18 protein-coding genes and 1 other RNA gene are annotated in these 22,015 nt (G+C 30.3%); 12 read left to right on the forward strand and 7 right to left on the reverse strand.

All coding sequences use genetic code 11. The features are described from left to right. Positions 1-188 precede the first annotated feature (188 nt). Positions 189-2,615: a phenylalanine--tRNA ligase subunit beta gene (gene pheT / locus KO494_RS04440; protein WP_215966396.1), complete on the forward strand. Its 2,427-nt coding sequence runs from the start codon at positions 189-191 to the stop codon at positions 2,613-2,615. A gap of 74 nt (positions 2,616-2,689) precedes the next feature. On the opposite strand, the gene KO494_RS04445 is transcribed toward pheT, so the two are convergent. Beyond that, entirely contained in the window at positions 2,690-2,884 is a 195-nt protein-coding gene (locus KO494_RS04445) for a cold-shock protein (RefSeq protein WP_215966397.1), read from the reverse strand. A gap of 207 nt (positions 2,885-3,091) precedes the next feature. Here KO494_RS04445 and KO494_RS04450 point away from each other — a divergent pair, with 207 nt between their 5' ends. After that, positions 3,092-3,328 (forward strand): DUF2007 domain-containing protein, encoded by a 237-nt coding sequence (locus KO494_RS04450; RefSeq protein ID WP_215966398.1) that lies wholly within the window; start codon positions 3,092-3,094, stop codon positions 3,326-3,328. A 92-nt stretch (positions 3,329-3,420) separates the two neighbouring features. Here KO494_RS04450 and KO494_RS04455 read toward each other — a convergent pair whose 3' ends face one another. After that, a complete protein-coding gene (locus KO494_RS04455) occupies positions 3,421-5,037 on the reverse strand; it encodes an ABC-F family ATP-binding cassette domain-containing protein (RefSeq protein WP_215966399.1) in 1,617 nt (538 codons plus the stop codon). A 360-nt stretch (positions 5,038-5,397) separates the two neighbouring features. On the opposite strand from KO494_RS04455, the gene KO494_RS04460 reads away from it, so the two are divergent. Then, a complete protein-coding gene (locus KO494_RS04460) occupies positions 5,398-6,831 on the forward strand; it encodes a peroxiredoxin family protein (RefSeq protein WP_215966400.1) in 1,434 nt (477 codons plus the stop codon). A 100-nt stretch (positions 6,832-6,931) separates the two neighbouring features. Then, positions 6,932-7,537, forward strand: a complete 606-nt coding sequence (locus KO494_RS04465) for an SGNH/GDSL hydrolase family protein (protein ID WP_215966401.1) — start codon at positions 6,932-6,934, stop codon at positions 7,535-7,537. Positions 7,538-7,659: 122 nt separating this feature from the next. Here KO494_RS04465 and KO494_RS04470 read toward each other — a convergent pair whose 3' ends face one another. The 3 genes from KO494_RS04470 to ffs all read right to left on the reverse strand — a co-directional run bounded on the left by KO494_RS04470 (position 7,660) and on the right by ffs (position 11,173). Then, on the reverse strand, positions 7,660-10,092 hold the full coding sequence (locus KO494_RS04470; protein WP_215966402.1) for a T9SS type B sorting domain-containing protein: 2,433 nt from the start codon (positions 10,090-10,092) through the stop codon (positions 7,660-7,662). A 36-nt stretch (positions 10,093-10,128) separates the two neighbouring features. Next, on the reverse strand, positions 10,129-10,932 hold the full coding sequence (locus KO494_RS04475; RefSeq protein ID WP_215966403.1) for an SDR family oxidoreductase: 804 nt from the start codon (positions 10,930-10,932) through the stop codon (positions 10,129-10,131). Positions 10,933-11,074: 142 nt separating this feature from the next. Next, positions 11,075-11,173, reverse strand: an RNA gene (gene ffs, locus KO494_RS04480) — signal recognition particle sRNA small type. 87 nt (positions 11,174-11,260) lie between these two features. Between ffs and KO494_RS04485 the strand changes: the two genes are divergently transcribed. From KO494_RS04485 to KO494_RS04505, 5 genes are all read left to right on the forward strand, one after another. After that, positions 11,261-12,295 (forward strand): glutaminyl-peptide cyclotransferase, encoded by a 1,035-nt coding sequence (locus KO494_RS04485; RefSeq protein WP_215966404.1) that lies wholly within the window; start codon positions 11,261-11,263, stop codon positions 12,293-12,295. A 1-nt stretch (position 12,296) separates the two neighbouring features. Further along, on the forward strand, positions 12,297-12,686 hold the full coding sequence (locus KO494_RS04490; protein ID WP_215966405.1) for a thioesterase family protein: 390 nt from the start codon (positions 12,297-12,299) through the stop codon (positions 12,684-12,686). 201 nt (positions 12,687-12,887) lie between these two features. Then, on the forward strand, positions 12,888-13,277 hold the full coding sequence (locus tag KO494_RS04495; RefSeq protein WP_215966406.1) for a thioesterase family protein: 390 nt from the start codon (positions 12,888-12,890) through the stop codon (positions 13,275-13,277). A gap of 83 nt (positions 13,278-13,360) precedes the next feature. Then, the gene (locus KO494_RS04500) at positions 13,361-14,914 is read left to right on the forward strand and encodes a hypothetical protein (protein WP_215966407.1); all 1,554 of its coding nucleotides are present in this window, start codon (positions 13,361-13,363) and stop codon (positions 14,912-14,914) included. 439 nt (positions 14,915-15,353) lie between these two features. After that, positions 15,354-15,980 (forward strand): hypothetical protein, encoded by a 627-nt coding sequence (locus KO494_RS04505; RefSeq protein ID WP_215966408.1) that lies wholly within the window; start codon positions 15,354-15,356, stop codon positions 15,978-15,980. A gap of 67 nt (positions 15,981-16,047) precedes the next feature. Here KO494_RS04505 and glyA read toward each other — a convergent pair whose 3' ends face one another. Further along, entirely contained in the window at positions 16,048-17,322 is a 1,275-nt protein-coding gene (gene glyA / locus KO494_RS04510; RefSeq protein WP_215966409.1) for a serine hydroxymethyltransferase, read from the reverse strand. Between the two features lie 232 nt (positions 17,323-17,554). Between glyA and fahA the strand changes: the two genes are divergently transcribed. After that, positions 17,555-18,847 carry a fumarylacetoacetase gene (gene fahA, locus KO494_RS04515; protein ID WP_215966410.1) on the forward strand — a complete coding sequence of 431 codons (1,293 nt, stop codon included), beginning with the start codon at positions 17,555-17,557 and terminating at the stop codon, positions 18,845-18,847. A 68-nt stretch (positions 18,848-18,915) separates the two neighbouring features. Here the strand turns inward: fahA and KO494_RS04520 are convergent, their stop codons facing one another. Further along, positions 18,916-19,761 (reverse strand): DUF2911 domain-containing protein, encoded by an 846-nt coding sequence (locus KO494_RS04520; protein WP_215966411.1) that lies wholly within the window; start codon positions 19,759-19,761, stop codon positions 18,916-18,918. 284 nt (positions 19,762-20,045) lie between these two features. On the opposite strand from KO494_RS04520, the gene KO494_RS04525 reads away from it, so the two are divergent. Together KO494_RS04525 and KO494_RS04530 are read left to right on the forward strand one after the other, a co-directional pair. Then, positions 20,046-20,705, forward strand: coding sequence for a TetR family transcriptional regulator C-terminal domain-containing protein (locus tag KO494_RS04525; protein WP_215966412.1), 660 nt, complete (start codon positions 20,046-20,048; stop codon positions 20,703-20,705). After that, positions 20,702-22,012 (forward strand): AarF/ABC1/UbiB kinase family protein, encoded by a 1,311-nt coding sequence (locus tag KO494_RS04530; RefSeq protein WP_215966413.1) that lies wholly within the window; start codon positions 20,702-20,704, stop codon positions 22,010-22,012. The genes KO494_RS04525 and KO494_RS04530 overlap by 4 nt, the downstream gene beginning before the upstream one ends. The last annotated feature ends 3 nt before the right edge of the window (positions 22,013-22,015 follow it).

Below are 22,015 nucleotides of genomic sequence, written 5' to 3' on the forward strand. Positions count from 1 at the left end.
GTTTTACAACAAAAGAGAAACAAATGCCAATGCTAGTTTTTACACTTACAATTACAACAAAAACCTTGATTAAAACAGTTATAAAAAAACATGTATTTAAAGGCAATTTAAAAATTTACAAAATTTAAAACATTGCTTGAATGCTAACTGCATTATTTTATCTTTGCAATTCAATTTTAACGAAGGCAATGAAAATATCATACAACTGGATAAAACAGTTTATAAAAACCGATTGGACAGCACTACAAACCGAAGAATTACTTACAGACTTAGGTTTAGAGGTAGAAGGTATTACACCATATGAATCTGTTAAAGGAGGATTAAAAGGTGTTGTTATTGGTGAGGTACTTACTTGTGTACAACACCCAAATGCAGACAGACTTAAAGTAACAACTGTTAATATTGGCGCAGAAGCACCTGTACAAATAGTTTGTGGCGCACCAAATGTTGCAGCTGGACAAAAAGTTCCTGTTGCTACCATTGGTACCACTTTGTATACCGAAGAAGGAGAAGCATGGACCATTAAAAAGGGGAAAATTCGTGGAGAAGAAAGCTTTGGAATGATTTGCGCAGAAGATGAACTTGGTTTAGGAAAATCTCACGATGGCATTATGGTTTTAGACGAAGATACTGTTGTTGGTACTGCTGCGTCAGAGCTTTTTAACATTGAAAATGATGAAGTTTTTGAAATTGGCCTAACACCTAACAGAGCAGATGCAATGAGCCACTTTGGTACTGCTAGAGACCTTAAAGCTGGTTTTTTACAAAAAGATATTAATGTAGAACTTATTACACCTTCTGTAAGTGCTTTTCATGTAGACAACAGAACACTTAAAGTAGATGTAGATGTACAAAACAAAGAATTAGCACCAAGATATTGTGGTGTTACTATTTCTGGCTTAAAGGTTGCAGAATCTCCAGATTGGTTAAAACACCGATTAAAATCTATTGGTTTAACACCAAAAAACAACGTAGTAGACATTACCAATTACGTACTTCATGAACTTGGTCAACCACTTCACGCTTTTGACACTGCAAAAATTGCAGGAAACAAAATTGAAGTAAAAACCGTTGCTGCAGGAACAAAATTTACAACCCTTGATGAAGTTGAAAGAGAACTTCATGAAGATGATTTAATGATTTGTGATGCCGAAAAACCTATGTGTATTGCAGGTGTTTTTGGAGGTCTTACCTCTGGAGTTACAGAACACACTACAAGTATCTTTTTAGAAAGTGCTTATTTTAACCCTGTAAGCATACGTAAAACGGCAAAACGCCATGCTTTAAACACAGATGCTTCTTTTAGATTTGAAAGAGGAATTGACCCTAACCTTACAGAATATGCTTTAAAACGTGCCGCTTTATTAATTTTAGAACTTTGCGGAGGAGAAATTACAAGCGATGTTATAGATGCATACCCAAATAAAATTAAAGATTTTGAGGTACGCTTAAGTTTTGAAAATGCTAAAAAATTAATTGGTCAGGAAATACCTAAAGAAACCATTAAACGCATTTTAACCTCTTTAGACATAAAGGTAAACAATGTAACCGAAACAGGATTAGGTTTAACCGTTCCTGCTTTTAGAAATGATGTGCAACGTGAAGCAGATATCATTGAAGAAATTTTACGTGTTTATGGCTACAATAACATAGAGTTTACTAATAAACTTAACGCTTCTATTTCAAACTCTTCAAAATTTGAAGATCATAAATTACAAAACATTGTAGGTAACCAATTAGTAGCTCAAGGATTTTTTGAAATGCTTGCCAACTCACTAACTACACCAGACTACATTAAATTAGATACCCAGTTAAAAGAAGAACACAATATAGTAATGCTTAATCCATTAAGTAATGATTTATCAGTAATGAGACAATCCTTATTATTTTCTGGTTTAGAAGCACTTTCTTATAACATTAATAGAAAACGTAGCAATGTAAAGTTTTTTGAATTCGGAAAAACATACCACAACTACAACCAAACCAGAGAAGAGCATAAACATCTTACCCTTTTAGCAACTGGTAACAGAACTGCTGAAGCATGGAACGGACTAAATAAACCTAGTGAGTTCTTTTATTTTAAAGGAATTATAAAAAGTACATTAGAACGTTTAGGTATTACCCGATTTAAAGAAACACCTACTAAAGAAGCTATTTTTAGCGAAGGATTAACTTTAGCTTTAGGAAAAAACAAACTAGTAAGTTTTGGTTTAGTAAAAAAGAATATTTTAAAACATTTTGGAATTAGCCAAGAAGTACTTTTTGCCGATTTTAATTGGGATAATATTATAGAAGTAGCAAAACACAATAAAATTAAGTTTACAGAAATACCTAAATACCCAGAAGTACGTAGAGATTTTGCTTTGCTTTTAGATGATGCTGTTTCTTTTGAATCTATACATACTATTGCTAAACAAACTGAAAAACAACTTTTAAAAGCTGTAAATTTATTTGATGTTTACCAAGGTAAAAACTTACCTAAAGGCAAAAAGAGTTATGCGGTTAGTTTTACACTACAAGATGCAAACAAAACACTTACAGATAAACAAATAGATAAAATAATGAACAAGCTACAAGCTAATTTTGAAAAACAACTTGGAGCCGAACTAAGATAAGCTAAGAGATTTAGTATAACAAAAAAGCCTTTTCATAATTGAAAAGGCTTTTGTTTTTTAAAGAATTGTAATAATTAGTCTACTACTTTTACGTTTATAGCGTTTAATCCTTTTCTTCCTTCTGTAAGCTCAAATTCTACAACATCTCCTTCTCTAATCTCATCGATTAAACCTGAAATGTGTACAAAGTGTTCTTTGTTTGTGTCGTCTTCTACAATAAATCCAAATCCTTTAGAATCATTGAAAAATTTTACTGTTCCTTTACTCATTGTAATAAAATGTTGATTTTGTTAATAAACAAATATAGCTAATTAAATTTTTATTTATGTTTTTAGATTTGTTTTTTAAAATAATAATTAACTACTCCCTTATTATTCAAGCAACAAAGCACTACACAAAAGCTTTATCAAAACGTTAATTACTTTAAAAATGTTCCTTTTTTTTTGTATATTTAAGAGAATGCTAAAATAAACACTATGGAAGAATCTAATTATATAAAAGTTTTTACAGGAAATTTTATTATTACACAATTAATGGTTGACAAGTTAGATGCTGTTGGTATAAGTGCTATAATTAAAGATGAATCTGAATCTGGTAGACTGGGTGGTTTTGGTACTTTTAATCAAGGTACTCAAGAACTTTATGTTAATAAAGACGAGCTAGATACAGCTTTACCAATTATTGATAGTATTACTGCAGAAATGAAGGCTTAAAATTTCATTCCTTCTTTGCTGTGGTTATTTTCAATAAAAAATCCTGAAGCTATATAGCTTCAGGATTTTTTATCTAATTTACTTATATTGTATTATTGATACATCTTATCACGTAACTCTTTAATTTTAGAGTCTTGCATATACTCATCAAAAGTAGTGTATCTATCTATCACTCCGTTTGGCGTTAGCTCTACTACTCTATTTGCTACAGTTTGCGCAAATTCATGATCATGTGTAGAAAACAAGACTGTACCTTTAAAGTTTTTTAGCGAGTTATTAAAAGCTGTTATACTCTCTAAATCTAAGTGGTTAGTTGGCTCATCAAGTTGTAAAACATTAGCTCTTACCATCATCATTCTAGACAACATACAACGTACTTTTTCTCCTCCAGAAAGTACATTTGATTTTTTTAGTGCTTCTTCACCACTAAAAATCATTTTCCCTAGAAAACCTCTAATAAATACCTCTTCTCTTTCTTCTTCTGTAGTTGCCCATTGACGTAACCAATCTACTAAAGTTAAATCGTTTTTAAAGAACTCACTATTATCTAGTGGTAAATAAGATTGAGTGGTAGTAACTCCCCAAGCAAATTTACCTGCATCTGCTTGTTCTTTATTATTTATTATTTGGTAAAAAGCTGTAGTTGCTCTAGAGTCTCTAGAAAAAACAACTACTTTATCTCCTTTATTTAAATTTAAATCAATGTCTTTAAAAAGAATTTCTCCTTCAATAGAAGCAGCTAAACCTTCCACATTTAATATTTGATCTCCTGCTTCTCTATCTCTTTCAAAAATAATTGCTGGATATCTTCTGCTGGAACGTTTAATATCTTCAATATTAAGTTTATCAATCATTTTCTTTCTACTCGTTGCTTGTTTAGACTTTGCAACGTTGGCAGAAAACCTTCTAATAAACTCTTCTAATTCTTTCTTTTTCTCTTCTGCTTTCTTGTTTTGTTGCGCATGTTGTCTTGCTGCTAATTGTGAAGACTCATACCAGAAAGTATAATTACCTGAGAAATGATTTATTTTTCCGAAATCAATATCAGAAATATGTGTACAAACAGAATCTAAAAAGTGTCTATCGTGAGATACTACAATTACACAATTATCATAATTAGCAAGAAAATTTTCTAACCAGGTAATTGTTTCATAATCTAAGTCATTGGTAGGCTCATCCATAATTAAAACATCTGGACTACCAAACAAAGCTTGTGCTAATAAAACACGTACTTTTTGTTTACCATCTAAATCTTTCATTAAGGTATAATGCGCATCTTCTTTAATACCTAAATTAGAAAGCATTGCAGCTGCATCGCTCTCTGCATTCCAACCATTCATTTCTTCAAATTTAACCTGAAGCTCACCAATTTTTTCGGCATTTTCATCGGTATAGTCTGCATAAAGTGCATCTATTTCAGATTTAATTTTATAAAGCTCTTTATTCCCTTTTAAAACGGTATCTAAAACCGTGTCTTCATCGTGTTTATTATGATCTTGCTCTAAAACAGACATACGTTTTCCTGCTTCTAAGCTTACGTGACCAGAAGTTGGTTCTTGTTTTCCTGCAATAATTTTTAAAAAGGTAGATTTCCCTGCTCCATTGGCACCTATTATACCATAGCAATTTCCGTTATGAAACGTTGTATTTACTTCGTCAAAAAGAATTCGTTTTCCAAATTGAACGGAAAGATTAGATACTGATAACATATATGTTTTTTAATTTTTACACCAATACTTTTGCCTTGGCGAATGAGTTTGCAAAAGTAAAAAATTCAAAGCATAAGACGAAACATACTAAACTAAATTATTAGTCTATTCTATGAATGTTAAAATAAAACGGAATAAATAAGTCTTTTTTTAAACTAATAACTTAAAAACTTTTAGTGATTTGCTTTAAGCCATATTATTTCAGCATTATATTTTACATTTATTATAAACGTTACAAACATGTTAAATACCATTATAAACATATAAACAGAACCAACTTTTAACACTGAATTAACAAGAGGTTCTATTTGCAAGGTCTATTTTTGTTATATAAGCTTTATTTCAATTTTAAACCCAATTATGAGAGTTATACTACCTATATTATTATTAACACTTACTCTTTTTTCATGCAAAAAAAATGTTGCTACAAATAATGGAGAAACTGCTTATATAGGAGGTGAAATAATAAACCCAATAGACAAACAGGTTGTTATATACAAAGAAAACAAAGTACTTGACACCATACTACTAGACAATAAAAATAGGTTTTTATATAAAATAGAACAGGTTGAAGATGGCTTATATACTTTTAAACTAAAATCTCAGTTTGGCGAAGAATTTCAATTAGCTTTATTAGAAAGTAATGATAGTATTATGATTAGATTAAATACTATAGATTTTGATGAGTCTTTAGTATACACTGGTAAAGGTGCTAAAAAAAATAATTACCTAATTAATATGTTTCTGGAAAATGAAGCAGAAAATGATAAAATATTAAACTATTGCCAGCTAGAACCTAAAGTATTTGAAAATAAAATAGACTCTATAAAACAGCTTAAATTAAAAAACCTAAATACGTTTATTGAAAAGAATGCTACTTCTGCTTTGTTTAAACAAATTGCTACTGGTAATATTAACTACAGTTATTACTTAAGTAAAGAAATTTATCCGTTTGCTTATTATGGTGATAATGAAATTAAAAATCTACAATCTTTACCAGATGATTTTTATAACTACAGAAAGCATATAGACTATAATAACACAACACTTAAAGAATACTTTACCTATAAAACTTTTTTAAGATATCATATTAAAAATTTAGCCTTATCTGAGCATTTAAAAAAATCTAAAGACACTATTTTAAACAGAAATTCTTTCTGTTATAATTTAGATAAACTAAAGTTAATTGACAGCTTAATTACAGATCAAGATATAAAAAACCCATTACTAAGTATCTCTTCTATAAACTATATTAATAACTCAAAAAACATCAAGCAATTAGATACTTTTCTTGCGTTTTACTATTCAAAAAGTACAGATGAAAAAGATAAAAACCACATAAAGAAATTAGCACATTCTTTAAAGCAATTAGAAATAGGAAAACCAATACCAAATGTAACTTTAGTTAATTATAAAAATCAAGAAATTCCTTTACAAAAATTAATTAACAAACCTTCCGTTTTATATTTTTGGTCTAAAGATTATAAATCACACTTAAAAGAAAGCCACACGAAAGTAAATGAATTGATTTTAAAATATCCTGAAGTAAACTTTATCTCTGTTAATATAGACGATACTAACATAAGAGATAATAGTAGAATTTTAAAACAATATGATTTCACATCTAAAAACGAATATAAGTTTACAAATCCTAAAAAGGCTAAAGAGACTTTAGCTATTAACCCAATAATAAAGGTGATGTTAATTGATAAAAAAGGAAAAATTATTGATCCGCATACCAACTTATTTTCCATCGCTTTTGAACAGCAAATACTAGGTTTATTAAACCAATAGTTTTTCTTTTTTGTTGCTTTGTATATTTATTTTAAACCTATATTTATTACTACAAAACGCTATTTACTAATATAGTTAACACGAATTAAAACACTTAAATATGCAGAAATCATTTTTATTGATTTTCACATTAATAATTACTTATTCTAGTGTATATAGTCAACAAGAATCAATTAATATTTTATTTATTGGCAATAGTTTAACTTATACTAACAACTTACCACAGCTTGTTAAAACTCATGCTAAGCAAAAAGGAATAGAAATTAATACACAAATGATTGCTTTTCCAAACTATGCAATAGAAGATCATTGGAACGATGGACAAGTTCAAAAACTAATTTCTAGTAATAAATTTGATTATGTTATTCTGCAACAAGGACCTTCATCACAAAGTGATGGCAGAAAAATGCTAATTGAATATGGAAAAAAATATAAGAGTTTATGTGAAATAAATAATGCCAAATTATGCTACTTTATGGTTTGGCCATCATTAAATTACTATAACACATTTGATGATGTAATAAAAAATCACGAAGATGCAGCTTCAATAAACAATTCTATTTTACTTCCTGTTGGTAAAGTTTGGAAAGGTTATATTGACACATACAAAGATATAGATTACTACAGCGCTGATAAATTTCATCCTTCAAAAAAAGGCAGCCATGCTACGGCAAAAATAATAGTAGAACATTTATTACTTCAATAATACAACTATTGCAAACAGCATGTATCATTAGATACTTCTTGCTTTTGTCTACGTTTAAGTTCCTGAAGAATTCACCAACATTGTAATTTTAGTTTAATAGTAAAACTAAAAAACAGCTACTTTTAACGTTTAAGCGTAAAATGGGCTGAAAATTCTTTTTGAGTATTACTTAATGGCTCTACATATTCTACTACAAACCAATAATCAGAAGTTGGCATAGCTTCGCCTTCATAAGTTCCATCCCAACCAAGACTTGAAGCGTTTAATTGTTTTATAAGTTTTCCATATCTATCATAAATAGTAACTTTTACAGCTCCTTGATTTTTAACACCAAGTATATTCCAGGTATCATTAAAGCCATCATTATTAGGAGTAAATACTTTAGGATAGTTAATTATTGGCACTTCATACTCTAGTGTTTCACAATTATAAACGTCTCTAACTTTTACAATATAATCTCCTCCTAAAACATTTTCAAAAATTGGTGAATATTGCCAATAGCCTTCATATAAACTATACTCGTAAAAACCAACACCTGTAACAGTAACGGCTAACATACTGTTTTCTGAAAAAGCATCTGTTAGTACTTCTACAGAAATAGTTTCTGGAGGATAAGAAGAAACAACTTCTGTGGTATCTACATAAGTACAACCTGAAATTATATTGGTTACTTCTACTGTATAAAAACCTATTGTTGTTGCATTATAAGAAGATTGCGTTGCACCTACTATACTATTAGCTGCTATTACTTGTTCGCCTTCATACCATTGAAAAAGGTATTCTGTTTCACTTAACTCTGTATCTATAGGTGCTGTTTGCAATGCTGTATCTGTTTCAACAGGAGCCAAAACACTATCATCTGCAGCTAAACAAATAAGGTACTGCTCATTTAAATTAACATCTAGCAAAGGATGCACAATAAGTGTTACAGGAACAACTTGAAAACATTCATTAGTTATTGGTTGCACTCTAACATAAACTATTTGCTCATCTGCAACAGTGTTATTATAATTTGTTGGTGTAGCTATTTGTGTAGCATTACCTAGTACAGCTTCATCTTGATCTTCGTAATAGCTAAAATTATAATTTGCAGCAGGTAAAGCATTTAATATATCAGATTCTACCAATGTTAAATCAAAAGCATTAAACCCATCAGAATCATCGTCACAAGCATATAATGGTAAAGGATTAGACTCTGTTAAAGAGTTAAATACTGCAATATCAAAACTTGTTGTAGCAAAACAATAATTAAACGTATTGTCTTCTACTCTAACATAAATGGTTTCTAATTGATAGGCATTTTGGTTTGTATACGCTGTAGTTATCGCATTTGCATTATTATTAGCATCCTCTTGAGACATATGATAGGTTACTGTGTAATCAATAGGTGATTGAGTACCAAGTACTGTGTCGTTAAACAACTGAAAATTGTACGTATTAAAACCATCATTATTATCGTCACAAATAAATTGATCTCCTACAGGATTAGCAATAGGACTTCCTGTAAACTCTATAGTTATTTCTGCTGTAGCAATACAAGTAGTACCATAAGCAACAGAAACACTATATTCACCAGCTGTTGTAACATCTAGTGTGCTATTGGTTTCTCCTACTATTTCTATTCCGTTTCTAAACCATTTATGCGGAGCAGTAGTACTTGATACTTGTGTATTTAAAGTTAATGTTGTGTTTCCACAAGCTGGATTACCAGTTGCAAAAGTTACATCTTCTCCAAGGTCTAAACCTAGATTAAAACTTCCTGCTTCTAAAAAGATAGCAGAATCATAAGCAGAATCTAATTGGTCTGCTACTACAATTTTTATTTCGTAAGCTTGGTTAGGAGTTACTACAGCATTAGCTGTTAAAACCTCTGTTCTACCTCCATAATTAGTACTTCCCAGGTTATAGCCTGCAAAATATTCTACATTTGCTCTACAGGCTGCTGCATCATTAATATTGGTAACACTAACAGGTGTACCATCTGGTAAAATGGCCAGATTAGTATAGGCTGTTGTACCTACCTCTCTTAATAAAAATGCAAAACTATCAGAAAAAGTACATTCTGTACTACCATCATATTCTTCAGATGCCATTAAAAACCTAAAGTTAAAATCGTTTGATGTTGGTATAAAATTAAACTTAACAAAACTAGCGTCGTTAGTGTTATTTTGCGACAACGCATCTTCCAGGTCTGCATCACCCGATAATCCATTATCAAAATCGGGAAAAGGGTTATTTCTAACTCTAACATTTCCTGCAGAATACGCTCTTCCTGTTGTTAAAACCACACCACTCTCAAAAGGAAAGTTACTTCCAGAAGGTGTTTCAAAATAACCATAACTTTTGGTTTGTGTATCTGTTGGTGCACCATAAACTTGCTGAGAAAAATTACTTATTTCTGCACAATCACTAGCAATTAAAACATCTTCTACTAACTGCTCTAAATCATAACTTGATGCTACATCTGCAGAATTATTTATATTAATTAATTGGGCTTGAATTACACCAGTTAAAAGCATAAATAACATTATAAAATAATTTTTATCTATAATCATTATGTCTGTTTTCTTTTCTTTTTAAAGAATATTTTTTTATAATTTATAATGGTTTAATAACATTTTTTCATATACCTTATCTGGTAATATACGTTTTAAAACAATAGAAAATTTTTGAAGCAACTCTCCTACTTTATAATGTATTTTAGGCTTTTCTGTATTTATTACCTTATATACTGCTTTTGCCATTAACAAAGGGTCTTTACCTTCATCTACATGCGCATCCATTAACTTAAGGGTATTGCCATAAGGAGTTTTATATGGTGAATTTTCGTGTATAGGTGCATGAAAGCGACCCGAAGCAATATTGGTAGCAAAATCTCCTGGAGCAATATTAGTCATCTGTATATTAAAGTCTTTTATTTCCATTCTAAAAGCTTCAGTAACCAACTCTAAAGCACCTTTGCTTGCCGAGTAAATTCCTCTATAAGGAAGCCCCATATAACCAGCAATAGATGTAATATTAATGATTAGACCAGATTCTTGCTTTCGCATTTGTGGCAAAACTGCTTTAATAACATTTATAGGTCCAAAAAAATTAGTTTCAAAATTAGCCTTAATTTCTGCTTCTGGTATCTCTTCAATTGGTCCTGTAATACCAACGCCAGCATTATTAATTAGCACATCAATGCTACCTTCTGCGGCAACCACATTAGAAACAGCAGCTGCAATAGTTTCTGGTTTAGTAACATCTAAGGCTATAATTTTAAAAGCATTTGATGTGTAGTTTTTAGGATTTCTACTTGTACCATAAACGGTATATCCTTTTTCTGTTAAAAATTCTCCAACAGATTTACCAATTCCTGAAGATCCTCCAGTAATTAAAACAACTTTAGACATATAAATAATATTAAAATGTAAAATTAATAATGAAAATGGGAAAAGAGCTATAAATTAAAAAAGATTTGCTCGTATTACTACAAACAAATCTCTCTATATATGGACAAAATCTATTTTAAAAGATTTCATTTTAAGACATAAAAAAAGGCAAGCTACCTACATCACACTGCTACAACCATCTACCTTTGCTTCGTTCCCGACCTGGAGGATTCAACAGGAGCTAGTTGTGTAGGACTTGCCGAGTGCAAATATACAACCTTTTAAAATTTACGCAATGTTTTTTAAACTGAATTTTAATAAATATCTTGCATCAAACTTAAAATGTAAAATGAAAATATTCAAAATACTCACAATCATATTTTTAGCAACTTTAATAGTATCCTGCGGAAGCAATGCTACACAGAAAAAAAAGGACTTTTCTATTGCTACTAATGCAAAAAACAATGCTTTTACCCTTGGCGAAGCATTAAATCTGACAATAATAAATCCTAAAAACCACGAAATAACCTCCGTTAATTACACACTTAATGGCAAGACAATTTCTGAAAAATCGGTTTTAGAAAACACTAAGCTTGGGGAACAAGCTATTGAAGCTAATATTACCTTTGATGGAGAAACACAAAGTATTTCACAAAAAATTACCGTTTTAAACAATACCTCTCCTAAAGTATATACTTATAAAATTTTAAATGAATATCCTCACGATATTACCTCATACACCCAAGGATTAGAATTTTATAAAGGAGAATTATATGAAAGTACAGGACAGCATGGTGAGTCTAAACTTAGAAAAGTAAACTACAAAACTGGTGAGGTTTTAAAAAATATAGATTTAGCACAAGAGTATTTTGGTGAAGGTTTAACCATTTTAAACAATAAAGTATACCAATTAACTTGGCAAAGCGGAACCGGTTTTGTGTATGATGTTGATACTTTTGAAAAAACAGGTAGTTTTAAATACAATAATAGTAAAGAAGGATGGGGAATTTGTAATGATACTAAAACATTATATAAAAGTGATGGAACAGAAAAAATATGGACCATTAACCCAGAAACACTAATTGAAGAAAGCTATATACAAGCATACCATAACCACGGAAAAGTAGTTGGACTAAACGAACTAGAATGGGTTAATGATAAAATATATGCCAATCGTTATCAAAAAAATGGTGTCGCAATTATAAATCCTATAAACGGAGCTATTGAAGGTGTTATAGATTTTTCACCACTAAGAAAAAAGGTTACACAACACCAAGGTTTAGATGTTTTAAACGGTATTGCATATAACCCTGAAACCAAAACACTTTTTATTACAGGAAAACGTTGGGATAAAATATTTGAGGTAGAAATTATTAAAGAGTAATATGAAATCCTTTGAAACTACCATAGTTGTAGATGAAAATGATTTAGACGAATTAAATCATGTTAACAATGTACGTTATGTACAATGGGTTAATGATATTGCTAAATTAAATTGGGATACAATAGCTACTCCATCTATAAAAGAGAATTATTTCTGGGTTTTAATAACACACCATATAGATTATAAACAAGCTGCTTTATTAAATGACACTGTTACAATAAAAACCTATGTAGCTAAAGCGCAAGGTGTAACCTCTACAAGAATTGTAGAAATGTTTAATAAAAATACATCTAAGTTATTGGCCAAATCTGAAACCATTTGGTGCTTGATTAGTAGAAAAACACAAAAACCTGCACGAATAACACCTGAAATAAACAGTCTGTTCTTTTAAACGCAAAAACCATAACTATTTAAAATACAAATTATTACACAATAATGTATAACATCTAAAAAAATGGTTTTATATCTATTTTAATTTTTAGGAAGCAATCTCTTTACTATCTTTAAAAGCACTCTTTCCTTAGAGAGTCACATATTAATAGCAACTTTTTTAAATCACAATATTAATTTAATACGCTATTAAATGGACTTTATGAAAACCTTTGAATTTACGGTAACTGTTACGCAAGAAGATTTAGATGAACTAAACCATGTTAACAATATTAGATACATACAATGGATTCAAGATATTGCAAAAGCACATTGGCAAGAAATAGCAACCGAAGATATTTACAAAGCCTATTTTTGGGTAGTTCGCAGACATTTAGTAGACTATAAAGCATCTGCTCACTTACATGACCAGGTAAAAATAACCACCAAATTTATAAATTCGTATGGTGCCGCTGCAAAAAGCATTATACAAATGCATAATAAAAGCACTCAAAAATTATTATTAAAAGCAGAAACTACCTGGTGCCTTATGCAAACGCAAACCAAAAGACCTACTCGTGTGCCTAAAGAAATTGATGAAATTTTAAAATAAATACTAAAACATCTTTTTAAAAGTTATATTTTTATGCCTTTATAGGTAATCCTATTTTTTGCCTTACAATTCATTAAATAACTATGAAAAAGACACTATACTTTTTAACCTGTTTCACCTTTCTTTTACTTTGGAGCTCTTGCAGAAAAGACTTTAACTTCTCTCCTAGCAACGGAAACCTTAGTTTTTCAAAAGATACTGTTTATTTAGATACTGTATTTACAAACATTGGTTCTAGCACTTATAATTTAAAAGTATATAACAAAAGTAATGAAGCCATCAGCATATCTAATGTAAAATTGGCTCTAGGCGAAGATTCTGAATACCGATTAAATGTAGATGGTATTGCTGGAAAATCTTTTGAAAATGTAGAAATTCTTGCCAAAGATAGCATGTATATTTTTGTTGAAACTACCATAGACATTAACAATTTACCAAACTTAAATGATGAATTTCTATACACCGATAAAATAGAATTTGATGCAGGCAGTAATCTGCAAACCGTAGAATTAGTAACACTTGTTCAAGACGCTGTATTTATTTATCCTGATAAAGACAATACCACAGGAGTTGTTGAAACTTTAACCATAGATATTGGTGGACAGCAAATAGAAACAGATATTCAAGGTAGATATTTAGAAGCAGATGAATTAACCTTTACTAACCAAAAACCTTATGTAATTTATGGTTATGCTGCAGTACCTAACAACCAAACGTTAAACATTGAAGCTGGAGCAAGAGTACATTTTCATGCCAATTCAGGGCTTTTAGTAGCAGAAGGAGCTTCTCTACAAGTTAATGGAACCAATAGTGCAGACCAAGAAGCATTAGAAAACCAAGTGATTTTTGAAGGAGATCGACTAGAACCTGATTTTGCAGACGTACCAGGACAATGGGGAACCATTTGGTTGCTTGACGGAAGCATAAACAACACTATAAATTATGCAACTATAAAAAATGCGTCTGTAGGTATTTTATCGGAAGGAAATCCTGCAGAAGCTACAAACAAATTAACTATAAAAAATTCGCAAATCTACAACTCTAGTAACTATGGTTTTTTAGGAAGAAACACTTCTATAGAAGCTAACAATTTAGTTATTAACAACACAGGACAAACTAGTTTTGCTGCTACTTTAGGCGGAAAATACAATCTTACACACTGTACCATTGCTAATTATTGGAATAATAGTTTCCGTCAATACCCTGCTCTTCTAATTAATAATTTTCAAGAAACAGATGACGCTACGTTTTTAGCAGACTTAACCGAAGCTAATTTTAATAATTGTATTATCTACGGAAACGATAATCCTGAATTTATAATTGATGAAATAGAAGACTCTTCTGTAGTTTTTAATTTTAAATTTACAAACTGCTTAGCTCGTTTTAGCGATACAAGTAACACTTTTTCTGGAGCAAACTATGATTTTGAAGATCCTTTAAAATACGAAAACATGATTTTTAATCAAGATCCAGATTTTAGAGATTCTAGCGCGAATGATTTAATAATTGGTGAAGATTCTGCAGCAAACAACCAAGGTAATACCATCTTTGCTAGCCAGGTTCCTTTTGATATTCTAGGAGTAAATAGAACCGCTTCTCCAGACTTAGGAGCGTACCAACATATTACTTTTGAGTAGATAATAAAGATGTTGAAACTAATAATTCAAATGGTAAAACAAAATCTATTGCTACTATCCCATTTAATATTGGTTTTACCATGTCTAGATTTTACTGCTACAGCATCTCGAGCAATAGATGAAGAAAGATGTACATTATTTTTATAATGTATTTACTCCAAATTAATTTACAAACCATCTTCTTCTAATTTTCATAAAACTATGTTTAGAACTTGTTCCTCTCTTTAGCTAAAGAGAGGTGGTTCCGTTTTACAGAATCGGAGAGTTTGACCTAAAATGCGAAGCTCTTTTAACATAGAGCATCTAAACCTTATTGAAACCTATTTATAAAATTTATATAAACTCTTATTATAAAAAATAGATTTTCAATCTTTTAACTGGTTTTTTGGTATAATTATTGGTGTTTTTTTTTCATATAAACCTTTAAAACGCAATTATTATGAAATTTAAAACAGTTACATCAGCACTCTTAGTTTTATTATTCTTGTCTTTTTCAACACCAACAATTGGGCAAAACAAATCTAATTCTACTGCAAAATCTTTAGAAGCTTTGAATCTTATTTTATTATTTAATAACCTAAGTAATAACTTTAATAATAGACCTAATAAGCCCTACCTAGGTGAGATGACATTAAAAAACGGCGATTTAATTGAAGGGTATTTAAGTTTAAATAATCCTGTTGGAGATAATTACGTTGTAATATATTATACTGAAAATGACAGTAAAATTTATCCTGTTGACACTATTGACGAAGTAAAACTATACAAAACAGACAACACAACTGCAGATACCGTTTTTAAAACTATACAAAATGAAAAAGCATTATTAAGAGAAGTTTACAATAATAACAATGATGTTGCTATTTATGATACTTCTATTAGTCCTTTTAATAATGAACTTTCCGGATCTGTTTATATCAAAGAAAATGATGATTTAATTAACACATGGTTTTTCTGGACATCAGGTCCAAAACACGACTTATTACGATACATTAGAAATAAAGATGGCATTAGATATAAAAGAAAAGATTTTAAATCACTTGATGATTTATTTCAGAAAGTATAAAACACAAAAAAGCCTACTAAACAGTAGGCTTTTTTTCTTCCGCGAAAGCGAATTTATTTTTACAAGATTACGCTACAAAAAGAGGTAAATCTTGCATCATTGCATTTACTTTAATAGCAATAGTTTCTAATTTTTCTTCATCTTGGTAGTTAGTAATTACTTCATCAATTAAAGCAACAATACCTTCCATATCTCCTTCTTTTAAACCTCTAGTGGTAATTGCTGGTGTACCAATACGTATTCCTGAAGTTACAAATGGGCTTTTATCATCAAAAGGAACCATGTTTTTATTTACTGTAATATCTGCTTTTACTAAGGCTTGTTCTGCATCTTTACCTGTAATGTTTTTGTTACGTAAATCTATTAGCATCATGTGGTTATCTGTACCACCAGAGATAATATTATAATCTCTTTTTACTAAAGCTTCTGCCATGGCAGCTGCATTTTTCTTTACTTGTAACATATAATGCATGTACTCTTCGGTAAGTGCTTCACCAAATGCAATTGCTTTTGCTGCAATAATATGCTCTAATGGTCCTCCTTGATTTCCTGGAAAAACAGCAGAATTTAAAAGCGAAGACATTTTACGTAAGCTTCCGTTTTTTAATTTTAAACCAAATGGGTTATCAAAATCTTGACCCATCATAATCATTCCACCTCTTGGTCCACGTAATGTTTTATGTGTAGTTGTAGTTACAATATGACAATGTGGTAAAGGATCATTTAAAATTCCTTTTGCTATTAATCCTGCAGGATGAGAAATATCTGCAACTAAAATGGCTCCAACAGCATCTGCTATTTCACGAAAACGTTTAAAGTCCATATCACGAGAATATGCCGAAGCACCTGCAATAATTAACTTTGGTTTTTCACGTTCTGCTACTTCTGCAACATGATCATAATCTATTAATCCTGTTTCTTTATCTACTCCGTAAAATACAGGGTTGTATAATTTACCAGAAAAATTAACTGAAGACCCATGGGTTAAGTGTCCTCCATGAGACAAATCAAAACCTAAAATAGTATCACCAGGATTTAAACAAGCAAAAAATACAGCTGTATTTGCTTGGCTACCAGAGTGAGGTTGTACGTTTACGTAAGCTGCACCAAATAAAGCTTTTGCTCTATCTATTGCTAATTGCTCTACTTCATCAACTACTTCACAGCCTCCATAATACCTTTTACCAGGATATCCTTCTGCATATTTATTAGTTAATACAGAACCTGCAGCTTCCATTACTTGGTTGCTTACAAAGTTTTCTGAAGCTATAAGTTCAATACCTTCTAGTTGTCTTTCTTTTTCGGCTTGAATAAGTTCAAAGATTTGTTCGTCGCGTTGCATAAATATTATTTTTAAATTTCCTTCTTAAAGGAAATCTAGTTAAAGTTAAAAATTTATCAAAAATAAGAATTACATTAGTTAAATACATCAAAAAACATATATTTACTTCGAGATTGTTATTTTTTTTTAATACAATCTCTTTGAACCGGCTTTTATGTTTTAAAAATTAGTATTAAAATAAAAAGTTATGTAGGTTTACGTAGATTTAACAAACATTTAATTACAAAAAAATATGCCAATTTCAGCTAATAATCCAGATAGAACGTCCTGGTTGCATGTAGATAAAAATTCAGATTTCCCTATTCAAAACATTCCTTTTGGAGTTTTTCTTACAAGAGATGACATTATTACCATAGGAACTAGAATTGGAGATACAGCAATAGATTTAGGAGCTTTACACCAATTAGGTTACTTTGAAGGTATTCCGTTAACCGATGATATTTTTCTTCAAGACACTTTAAATGATTTTATTGCAGACGGAAGACAAACCTGGAGAGCTGTACGTAATAGAATTGCAGAAATTTTTGATGCTGAAAATGATGTGCTTAAAAACAATGTAAAGCATAAAGAAATTGTTTTGTTTCGTTTAGATGAAATTGAAATGCAATTACCAGTTCAAATTGGTGATTATACCGATTTTTATTCTAGTATAGAGCATGCTACTAACGTTGGTACCATGTTTAGAGACCCAAACAATGCATTATTACCAAACTGGTTACACATTCCTGTTGGATATCATGGTAGAAGCTCTTCTATTATTCCTTCTGGAATTCCTATTCATAGACCTCAAGGGCAAACCTTACCTGCTGGCGCAACAGAGCCTGTGTTTGGACCAAGTAAATTGGTAGATTTTGAATTAGAAATGGCTTTTATTACTACTGATGCTAATGATTTAGGAGAACCAATTCCTATTGAAGAAGCAGAGGAATATATTTTTGGATTGGTTTTATTTAATGACTGGTCTGCACGTGATATTCAAAAATGGGAGTACGTGCCATTAGGTCCGTTTTTAGCAAAAAGTTTTGCTTCTTCTATTTCACCTTGGATTGTTACCTTAGATGCTTTAGAACCATACAGAGTAGAAAGTCCTAAACCATTAAAAAAACAATTAGACTATTTACAATATAAAGGTAAAAAGAGTTTTGATATTAATTTAGAAGTTGCCATACAACCACAAAAAGCAAAAGAAACGGTTGTAAGTAAATCTAACTTTAAGCACTTATACTGGAACATGGCACAACAGTTAGCACACCATACTATAAATGGATGTCCTGTAAATTCTGGTGATATGATGGGAAGCGGAACTATTTCTGGCCCTACACCTGATAGTTATGGTTCTATGTTAGAAATTACATGGAGAGGTGAAAAGCCTATTACAATGAAAGATGGCACCGAACGCAAATTTATTAATGATAACGATACCGTTATTATGAGAGGTTATTGTGATAAAGACGGAACTAGAATTGGTTTTGGTGAAGTAAGTAATAAATTACTACCTATATTTAATCCTAAAAAAGTTAAATAATATTAAATCACTTAAAATAAAAAAAGCGACCAATTGGTCGCTTTTTTTATAGGCTTAAATGTTTTTATTTATTTAGACCACTCAGCAATAGATTCTGTATTCATTTTAACATAATCTGCATTACCTGCTTTTTCTGCTAATGCTAAAGAAGCTTGAGCTGCTTTAATAGCTCCTTTTTTATCTCCTAGTTTTGCATAGATTAAGGCTTGTCTTCTTAATTGCCAAAATTTAGGATCGTCTTTTGTCATTTCAACTACTTTATCAATCCAAACTTTAGCCTTATTAAGATCCTTTCCTTCTTCTAAATAATATGCAGCAGCAGCATAGTAATCTCCTGCTCCTGGTCCTGCCATTACTTTTTCAATGCTTTCTGTTACAGCTGCATCTGTTGGTACTGTAAACGGAACACCAACATAGGTTTTTTCCCAAATAAACTCTAACGTTCCTCCACTATTAGATAGGTTATTAATATCTATAGTAAACGTTTCTACATTAAAAGGTATTTCATGAACCTCTGCAGTAACTCGTGCAGCTACTTTAGTTTCATCTAATTCTGCTGGTGCTCCTCCTCCTGCATAATCCGTATAGAAAATAACATCCCATGAGGCTGCTTGCGGTATAACAAATATAGCATATGCACCAGCTTTAAGTACTTTTCCTGCTACAGTAATATCGTTGTTAAATGTAATTTTTGTTCTTAAGTTTGCTCCTGCTCTCCATACTTTTCCAAAAGGTACAAGGTCACCAAATACTTTTCTTCCTTTTACTCCAGGGCGTGAATATTCAAATGTAAAATCTGTTAATCCTACCTTCTGTTCTACCTTACTAAACGGGCTTGGTTGCGGGGTTTTAATTTGTGCATTTACCGATAAAGAAAAAGTAAATACCAATGCAATTAATAAAAGTTTTTTCATAGTTAATGTATTAATGGTTGATAATATTTTGCTATAAAATTACACATTAACTAAACCTTAACTGTTAATAAAAGCTTAAATAAAGGCAGTTTTGCATATAAAACTACTATTATAGACATTATAATTTTTCAATACAAAAATTGTATTTTTATAAATAAACCAAGGTTTTTATGTGCTTTTAATAATTCATATAAATATTATTTATAACACTATAAATTATTTGTCTAATTATATTTTAATTAAGTTAGACATTTTTTGTATATTTACTTATAATTATAAAAATTATGACAAGAAAAAAAGCAATTACAGATACAGATATTATTTCTTTTTACATGGATTATATCTTAGAAAACAATAAAAAACCAAATACTGTATATCAGTTTGCAAAAGCACATGATATTACAGAAGAAACGTTCTATAAACATTTTGCTTCTTTTAAGGTTTTAGAAGCATCTATTTTTAGTGCCTTCTATAAAAATACTTTAAACGCATTAGCTAAAAGTGAAGATTACAAATCATTTGACGCTAGAAACAAGCTAATAAGTTTCTATTATACTTTTTTTGAAAATTTAACAGCAAACAGAAGCTATGTTTTATTTGTATTACATGAAAACAAAAACAGCTTCAAAGGTTTACAAATGCTTTCTCAATTAAAGTATCATTTTTTAGAGTATATAGCATCTCTAGAAATAGAAACTATAGATGTACCACAAAAACAAATACAGCAAATTCAAAATAAAGCGTTAAAAGAATCTGCTTGGATGCAACTTTTACTAACCATAAAATTTTGGATGGAAGATACATCTGCATCCTTTGAAAAAACAGATGTTTTGATTGAAAAATCGGTTAACACAAGTTTTGATATTTTAAATATCACTCCTTTAAAGAGTGTTATGGACTTAGGTAAATTTTTGTTTAAAGAAAAAGCAAATATGAGCTCATGAAAACAATAGATAAAATACCTATTTCAAAAATACAACGTGCATCTAAACTAGTTAGTACAGGTGCTAAAGTTGGTGTAAACTATATTAAATATTATGGCGATAAAATGGTGAATTCTACAGAAGAAGCCAAAGATAGACTTAATAAAAACAATGCAGAAGATATTTATGATAGCTTAAAACAGCTTAAAGGAAGCGCTTTAAAAGTAGCACAAATGCTAAGCATGGAAAAAAGCTTATTACCACAAGCCTATGTAGAAAAGTTTTCACTTTCTCAATTTTCTGTTCCTCCACTATCACCAGCCTTAGTTATAAAAACATTTAAACAATACTTTGGTAAAGAGCCAAACCAGTTGTTTGATACCTTTAATGCTACTTCTGTAAATGCTGCTAGTATTGGGCAAGTACATGTTGCAGAAAAAAATGGCAAGAAACTTGCAGTAAAGATTCAGTATCCTGGCGTGGCAGAAAGTATTTCAACCGATTTAGCTATGGTAAAACCTATAGCAATGAGCATGTTTAATATAAAAGGAAAAGATTCGGATAAATATTTTAAAGAAGTAGAAACCAAACTTATTGAAGAAACCAATTATATTTTAGAAATTGAGCAAAGTAAAGAGGTTGCTAAAGCATGTGCACACATACCAAATCTATTATTTCCTCAATATTATGAAGAGTTATCTTCTGATAGAATTATTACTATGGATTATATGCAGGGTAAACACCTGTCAGAATTTACAGCTATAAACCAAGATACTGACAAAGCAAATCAAGTAGGTCAGGCACTTTGGGATTTTTACATGTATCAAATTCATAAATTAAAAAAGGTACACGCAGATCCGCATCCTGGAAATTTTTTAGTTTCTGAAGAAGGAAAACTAATTGCTTTAGATTTTGGTTGCATGAAACATATTCCAGATTCCTTTTACGTTCCTTATTTTGAACTAGCTAAAAAAGAAAACATCAATAATCAAGAACTATTTCTTTCTAAACTATACGAACTTGAAATTTTAAAAGAAGAAGATAACAAGGAAGAAGTTGCATTTTTTACAGAAATGTTTCACAAAATGCTAAGCCTTTTTGCTAAACCTTTACAAGGAGAAACTTTCGATTTTTCAGACGAATATTTCTTTAAAGAAATAGCTGCTTTAGGTGAACATTATTCTAAAAACACAGAATTAAGAAAAATGAATGGAAACAGAGGTTCTAAACATTTTATTTATATCAACAGAACCTTTTTTGGGCTTTATAACTTAATGTTTGATTTAAAAGCACAAAATATAAAAATCAATAATTTTTACACCCTTTAAAAA

The sequence above is a fragment of the Lacinutrix sp. C3R15 genome (assembly GCF_018860825.1).
Lineage (GTDB): Bacteria > Bacteroidota > Bacteroidia > Flavobacteriales > Flavobacteriaceae > Oceanihabitans.

Coding starts and splice junctions, on each gene's coding strand:
- KO494_RS04485 (WP_215966404.1), top strand. CDS start 11,261: ATGAAAATATTCAAAATACTCACAATCATATTTTTAGCAACTTTAATA.
- glyA (WP_215966409.1), bottom strand. CDS start 17,322: ATGCAACGCGACGAACAAATCTTTGAACTTATTCAAGCCGAAAAAGAA.
- KO494_RS04460 (WP_215966400.1), top strand. CDS start 5,398: ATGAGAGTTATACTACCTATATTATTATTAACACTTACTCTTTTTTCA.
- KO494_RS04445 (WP_215966397.1), bottom strand. CDS start 2,884: ATGAGTAAAGGAACAGTAAAATTTTTCAATGATTCTAAAGGATTTGGA.
- KO494_RS04475 (WP_215966403.1), bottom strand. CDS start 10,932: ATGTCTAAAGTTGTTTTAATTACTGGAGGATCTTCAGGAATTGGTAAA.
- pheT (WP_215966396.1), top strand. CDS start 189: ATGAAAATATCATACAACTGGATAAAACAGTTTATAAAAACCGATTGG.
- KO494_RS04505 (WP_215966408.1), top strand. CDS start 15,354: ATGAAATTTAAAACAGTTACATCAGCACTCTTAGTTTTATTATTCTTG.
- KO494_RS04530 (WP_215966413.1), top strand. CDS start 20,702: ATGAAAACAATAGATAAAATACCTATTTCAAAAATACAACGTGCATCT.
- KO494_RS04455 (WP_215966399.1), bottom strand. CDS start 5,037: ATGTTATCAGTATCTAATCTTTCCGTTCAATTTGGAAAACGAATTCTT.
- fahA (WP_215966410.1), top strand. CDS start 17,555: ATGCCAATTTCAGCTAATAATCCAGATAGAACGTCCTGGTTGCATGTA.
- KO494_RS04495 (WP_215966406.1), top strand. CDS start 12,888: ATGAAAACCTTTGAATTTACGGTAACTGTTACGCAAGAAGATTTAGAT.
- KO494_RS04450 (WP_215966398.1), top strand. CDS start 3,092: ATGGAAGAATCTAATTATATAAAAGTTTTTACAGGAAATTTTATTATT.
- KO494_RS04520 (WP_215966411.1), bottom strand. CDS start 19,761: ATGAAAAAACTTTTATTAATTGCATTGGTATTTACTTTTTCTTTATCG.
- KO494_RS04470 (WP_215966402.1), bottom strand. CDS start 10,092: ATGATTATAGATAAAAATTATTTTATAATGTTATTTATGCTTTTAACT.
- KO494_RS04465 (WP_215966401.1), top strand. CDS start 6,932: ATGCAGAAATCATTTTTATTGATTTTCACATTAATAATTACTTATTCT.
- KO494_RS04500 (WP_215966407.1), top strand. CDS start 13,361: ATGAAAAAGACACTATACTTTTTAACCTGTTTCACCTTTCTTTTACTT.
- KO494_RS04525 (WP_215966412.1), top strand. CDS start 20,046: ATGACAAGAAAAAAAGCAATTACAGATACAGATATTATTTCTTTTTAC.
- KO494_RS04490 (WP_215966405.1), top strand. CDS start 12,297: ATGAAATCCTTTGAAACTACCATAGTTGTAGATGAAAATGATTTAGAC.